Annotated in this window: 2 protein-coding genes and 1 pseudogene; 2 read left to right on the top strand and 1 reads right to left on the bottom strand. The window is 76.2% G+C overall.

What is annotated here, in order from left to right:
- Together FNX44_RS28205 and FNX44_RS22340 are read left to right on the top strand one after the other, a co-directional pair.
- Positions 1 to 2,170: pseudogene (locus FNX44_RS28205) on the top strand (serine protease); the annotation flags it as partial.
- 139 nt (positions 2,171 to 2,309) lie between these two features.
- Complete coding sequence (locus FNX44_RS22340; protein WP_143650583.1) at positions 2,310 to 3,260, top strand: bifunctional riboflavin kinase/FAD synthetase; 951 nt, start codon at positions 2,310 to 2,312, stop codon at positions 3,258 to 3,260.
- 128 nt (positions 3,261 to 3,388) lie between these two features.
- Here FNX44_RS22340 and FNX44_RS22335 read toward each other — a convergent pair whose 3' ends face one another.
- Positions 3,389 to 6,229 (bottom strand): MinD/ParA family ATP-binding protein, encoded by a 2,841-nt coding sequence (locus FNX44_RS22335; RefSeq protein ID WP_228450110.1) that lies wholly within the window; start codon positions 6,227 to 6,229, stop codon positions 3,389 to 3,391.
- Between the last annotated feature and the right edge of the window lie 44 nt (positions 6,230 to 6,273).

Genomic DNA, 6,273 nt, shown 5'->3' with positions numbered 1-6,273 from the left:
GCCGATCGAGGCCCCGCCGCCCCACCACGCCGATCCCGACGTGGTCGCCCGCCTCGCCAGGGCAGCCGACCGGCCGCTGCTGGTGGTGCTCGACGCGCCCGAGGAGATGCCACCCCATCTGTCCCACGCGCCGCGCCGCTGGGCTCTGGGTACCGCCGCCTGGCTGCGCGCCTCCGGCGCCCGCCTGGCACTCGGCTGCCGACCGGAGTTCTGGGAACGCCTCGGCCCGCACTTCCCGCCGGACGTGCTGCACCACCCCGCCGAGGTGCCGCACAGCCCCGCCGAGGGGTCGCACCTCCCGGCGGCGCACCTCCCGCCGCACGTTCCGCTCGCCGATCCGCCCGAGGGGCACCCCCTCACCCTTCGGATACTGGAACAGCTCCAACCCGTCGAGACGCCCGCCGCCCCGCCCGGCCGCCACGAGGTGTTCGAGGCGTGGCTGGCCCTGCTCTCCCTGCGCATCGCCACCACCGTCGGCGCGGGCCGCCGCCCGGCCCTCCGGGGCGGCGCGCTGCGGCGCCTGGCGGCCGTCGCCGCCGGCCGGCTCCACCTGGCTGCTCGCCGCTGCCTCGGCCCCGGCCGGGGCGCGCTCGACCAGCGCGCGTTCGAGACGGTGTTCCCCTGGCACGGCGGCTGGGCCGGTGCCGTCCTCTCCCTCGACGTGCTGCAACCGGCCGGCGAGGGCTACCGGTTCACCGACGAGGAGTTCGGCGACTGGCTCCAGGGCGTCCATCTGGAGGTCGACGAGGCCCTGCGAAACCTGGTGCACAGCAACCCGCAGCCCGGAGCCGTTCCCGTCCCGGGACACCGCATGGGCCCGGTGGCGGAGGCGCTGCTGCTCGCGCACCACCACCGAGGGGCCGGCGGCCTGCTGCCCCGGCTCAGGGAACTCGTCGACGCCGTGCACCGCGAGGGCGACCAGGGATGGTGGGCCGCCCGGCTGCTGTCCCGGACGCTGCGCGGCGTGCCGGACGCCACGCCCTACCTGCCCGTACTGCGCGCCCTCGCCGCCCGGCTGCTGCGCGCCGGCGAGCACCCGGACTTCCCGCCCGCGTTCTGGTCCGCGCTGCGGCTGCCCCTCGACGCCCGGACGGACCTGCTGCGGCAGCTGCTCCCACTCGACCCCGCCCAGCCGGGCGGCCGCCGCTTCCTCGACGTCGCCGCAGGGCTCCTCGCCGCCGATCCCGGCGCCGTACAGCCGCTGCTGTGCCGCTGGTTCGGGGACGAACGACCGCTGCGGGCGCCGGGCGCGACCGTGGCCACCGCCGCCGGCGCCCTGCTGCACACCCACCGGGGCCAGGCCACCGACTCCCTGACCGAGGCCCTTGTCGCCGCCCTCAGCACCGCCGGCGGCGCCCACGCCGGCGAACTGCTCGACGAACTCGCGCACGACGAACCGGCCGCGCTCAGCCGCGCCGTGCGCCGCTGGGCCGCGGACGACCGTGCCGAACGCCGCCGTGCCGCCGCGGCCCGGCTGCCCGCCCTGGCCACCGTGCCCGGCGCCGACGCCGACGAACTGACGCGCGCGGCGAAGGAGTTGCTGCGCCGCGCCGACGACACCGGGGAACTGCACCCGCCCGCCTACCGCCAGCTGCTCGGCCGCCCCGCCAGCCGCTCCTCCTATCTGACCGCCGCACTGCTGCGCTTCGCCCGCGACCCGTACGACGACGGACTCACCCACGCTCTGGTGCGCACGCTCCACACCCACCCGCGGCAGGTCCTGACCGGCTTCCGGCACCGGCTCTGCGGGCCGGCGACCGCCTCACGGGAGAGCGCCACCGCGCTGCTGACCGCCCTCGCCGACGTCCGCGTCCCGGCGCTGGCCAGGCAGGTCGCCCATCTGATCGCCGAATACGCGTGCGGCCGCCCCGACGAGGCCGCCGAGCCGGTGGCCGCGTTCGTCGAGCGGCGGTTGGCGGCCGGTGCGACCGCCCGCGCCACCCTGCTCCCGCTCGTCGAGGAGCTTTCCCGGCTTCCGAGCGCCGCGCTCCGGGCCCGGCTCGGGCGCACGCTGGCCGCCGCCGACGGGCCGCTCGCCGGTGAACTGCTGGAACCGCTGCTCGGCGCGGAGGCGGAGGCACCCGTCCGGGAGTCCGTCCTGGCCGCCGCCGGGGGAGCCCTCCCGCTGCCCCGGCGGCCGTCCCACCTCGCCACCCGCACGCGCGGCTGAGGCACCCGGGCACCCACGGCCAGTGCCCGGGCCGCGCCGGAGTGTGCCGCTCCGGCAGGGGCGGGCAACCCCCGGGGCCCGCAGCATGGCAGTCTTGGGAACGGCAGATCCATGGCGCATTCGGCGAGGAGCGGGCACAGTGCAGCGCTGGCGTGGTTTGACGGACATCCCCGAGGACTGGGGGCGCAGTGTCGTCACCATCGGCTCTTACGACGGAGTACACCGGGGACATCAGCTGATCATCGGCAAGACGGTGGAGCGGGCGCGCGAACTGGGCGTCCCCGCCGTCGTCGTCACCTTCGACCCGCACCCGAGCGAGGTGGTACGTCCGGGCAGCCACCCACCGCTGCTGGCCCCCCACCCGCGCCGCGCCGAACTGATGGCGGAGCTCGGCGTGGACGCCGTGCTCGTGCTGCCGTTCACCCCCGAGTTCTCCCAGCTCTCACCCGCCGACTTCGTGGTGAAGGTGCTGGTCGACCGGCTGCACGCGAAGGCCGTCGTGGAGGGCCCCAACTTCCGCTTCGGGCACCGCGCCGCCGGTGACGTCCACCTGCTGGCCGAACTCGGCCGGGACTACGACTACGAGGTGCTGGTCTTCAACCTCTACGAGAGCGGCGAGGCCGGCGGCGGCCGACCCTTCTCCTCCACCCTCGTCCGGGGCCTGGTCGCCGACGGTGACGTGGCCGGCGCCGCCGAGGTGCTGGGCCGACCCCACAGGGTGGAGGGCGTGGTCGTCCGCGGCGCGCAGCGCGGCCGGGCTCTCGGCTATCCGACCGCGAACGTCGAGACGCTGCCGCACACCGCGATCCCCGCCGACGGCGTGTACGCGGGCTGGCTGAACGCGGGCGGCGAGATGATGCCCGCCGCGATCTCCGTCGGAACGAACCCGCAGTTCAACGGGGTGGAGCGCACGGTCGAGGCCTACGCGATCGACCGCGTCGGGCTGGATCTGTACGGACAGCACGTGTCGGTCGACTTCCTCGCCCGGCTCCGCGACCAGCGCACCTTCGACTCGCTGGACGGGCTGCTGGAGTGCATCGCCGACGACGTCCGCCGCTCCCGCGACCTGATCCAGGCGCACACCGCCTGACCCCGGGCTCCCCGTTCCCCGGTCCTCGTTCCGCAGTCCTCGTTCCGCGGTCCTCGTTCCGCAGTGCTCCTGACAGCCGAAGGGCCCTTCACCCAAGCAGGTGTGAAGGGCCCTTCGGCGTCTTCGGATCAGCTCCCGGGCTGCTGCTGCGGCGGGTAGCCGTAGCGGCCGTCCTCCGGCGGTGCCTGCTGCGGGTGCGGTGCCTGCGGCGGCTGGTCGGGTTGCGGCTGGTCGGGCTGCTGGGTCCAGCCGGCCGGCACCGCGCCCGGCGGCAACTGCGCGGGCTGCGGGCCACCGGGCTGCGGGGCCCCGGCCGGGTGCGCCGCGTCGCCCTGCCAGGGGGTGCCCTGCTGCGGGTACGGCTGCTGCGGCAGCGGCTGCCCGGTCTGCGGATCGACCGGCGGCTGACCGTGGCCGTACTGGCCCGGCGCCTGCCCGGGCTGACCGAAGTGCCCCGGCTGGCCGGGCTGTCCGGGCTGCCCCGGCTGCGGCGGGTAGCCCTGCGGCTGGCCCGGCTGGCCGTACGGCTGCGGCTGGCCCGGCAACGGCGGTGCCATCTGCGGCGGTTGGGCGGCGTGACCGTCGGCCGTCCACAGTCCTTCGGCCTGCTGGGCGTAGGCGAAGTCCTCCGCCACGAGCGAGGCCAGGTTGAAGTACGCCTCCCGGGTCTTCGGCCGCATCATGTCCAGGTCGACCTCGGCGCCCGCCGCCAGATGCTCGTCGAACGGCACGACGACCACACCCCGGCACCGCGTCTCGAAATGCGACACGATGTCCGAGACCTTGATCATCTTGCCGGTCTCCCGGACCCCGGAGATCACCGTGATGCTGCGCTGGACCAGGTCCGCGTAGCCGTGCGCCTGGAGCCAGTCGAGCGTGGTGCTCGCACTGCTCGCGCCGTCGACCGACGGCGTCGAGATGATGATCAGCTGCCGGGCCAGGTCCAGCACCCCGCGCATCGCGCTGTACAGCAGACCGGTGCCCGAGTCGGTGAGGATCACCGGGTACTGCCGACCGAGCACCTCGATCGCCTGCCGGTAGTGCTCGTCGTTGAACGTCGTCGAGACCGCCGGGTCCACGTCGTTGGCGATGATCTCCAGCCCGGACGGCGCCTGCGAGGTGTAACGCCGGATGTCCATGTAGCTGTTGAGGTGCGGAAGCGCCTGCACGAGGTCGCGGATCGTCGCGCCCGTCTCCCGCCGCACCCGGCGGCCGAGCGTGCCGGCGTCCGGGTTCGCGTCGATCGCGAGGATCTTGTCCTGCCGCTCCGACGCCAGCGTCGCGCCCAGCGCAGTGGTGGTCGTCGTCTTGCCGACGCCGCCCTTGAGGCTGATCACCGCGATGCGGTAGCAGGAGAGCACCGGAGTGCGGATCAACTCCAGCTTGCGCTGCCGCTCCTCCTCTTCCTTCCGGCCGCCGAGCTTGAAACGCGACGGCTGGTTGACGTTGGAACCCGGCTTGCGCTTCTTCGGCTGGTTGCGCAGCAGCCGGTCCGAACTGAGGTCCACCGAGGCGCCGTAGCCCAGCGGGGCGCCGGGCGCCGGGCGCTGGGACTGCTGACCGGGCTGCGCGTAGCTGTAACCGGGCTGCTGCGCCGCCGGGTTGGGGAACGGCTGGGCGCCGCTCTCCGGCTGCCCCGCGGGCCCCGGCTGACCGTCAGGACCGGGCTGCTGCGGCCCGGCGTACTGCCCGGGGACGGCGTGCGGCTGCGTCGGCTGGCCCGGGGCTCCCGGCTGGGCCGGGGGGTAGCCGTAGCCCTGCGGCGGCTGGCCCACCGGCGGCTGCCCGGGAGCCCCGGGCTGGCTGTACGGCGGCTGACCGTACGGCGCCTGACCGTGCGGTGGCTGGCCGTGCGGGACGCCGGGCTGCGGCTGCTGATCCTGCGGGGGAGCCGCGTGCTGCGGATAGCCGTAGCCCGGCTGCGGCGGTGCCTGCGGGTAGCCGTACCCCTGCGCCGGCTGCTGCCCGTGCGGATAACCGTACGGCGCACCCTGCGGCGGCTGGCCCGGCTGGCCCGGCTGGCCCGGCTGGCCCGGCTGCTGCGGCAGCTGAGCCTGCTGCGGTGCCGGTGCCGGTGCCGGTGCCTGCTGCGGGGCCGGTGCCTGCGGGTGCTGCTGCGCCGGGTCCTGCTGCGGATGTGCGGACTGCGGCGGCAGGGCATGCGGGTGTGCGGGTGCCTGCGGATGCGCGGGTGCCTGCGCGGGGTCGGCGGCCTGGTAGTTCGGCGGCAGCGGGGGGAGGCCCTGTGGCGTGTGCGGCTGACCGCCCTGGTCGGCGGCACCCCAGGGAGCGCCACCGGCCGGGGCGTTCGACGCCCCCGGGTGCGGCTGCCCGTCGACGGGCCCTGCCGCCGCCTGCGGTACCTGCTGCGGCTGCTCCGGCGCCGGCTGCTGCTGCGGCGGCTCGTGCGCGGCCGGTTGCTGACCGGCGGGTCCCGGCCCCTGCGGCTCCTGGCCGGGGGCCGCCGACGCCGCGTCGGCCTCCGGGCGGCCCTCCTCGCCGCCCGACGCCTCGGGACGGGACCGGTCGCCGGCCTCCGACTCCTCCGCGCCCGGCTCCGGGTCGTCGTCCCACAGTCCGGCGGACGGATCCACGCCCGAACCGCTGCGGATGCGCGGACTGTCGTCCGACGTCGAGGCGTCCTCGTCGGAGGTGTCCGCGGCCTCGCCGGTCGGCGGCTGCTCGCCCTGCGGCTGCAGTACGGGGAAGCCGGGCGGGGGAGCACCCTCGGCCGTGCCCTCGCCGGTCGCCGCGGGTGCGGCGGCCGGCGGAGCCGCCGGGCCGTCAGCGGGCTGCAGCGTCGGGAAACCGGGCGGCGGTGGGGCGTCGGAAGCGGCGGCCGCCTGCGGCTCCTGCGGGGAGGGCTGTTCGGGCTGCACCGGCTGCCGCGCCTGCGCGCCGGGCGGCGGAGCCGCCGGCCCCGGCTGGCCGACCGCCGGTCCGTCGGCGTTCGGCGTAACGCCGGGCATACCCGGACCGCCGGCCGTTCTCGGACCCTGCGGCGGGCCCGGCC

The organism is Streptomyces alkaliterrae, assembly GCF_007097205.2.
GTDB classification, from domain to species: Bacteria; Actinomycetota; Actinomycetes; order Streptomycetales; family Streptomycetaceae; genus Streptomyces; species Streptomyces alkaliterrae.
This window is presented reverse-complemented; position numbering and strand designations above follow the sequence as displayed.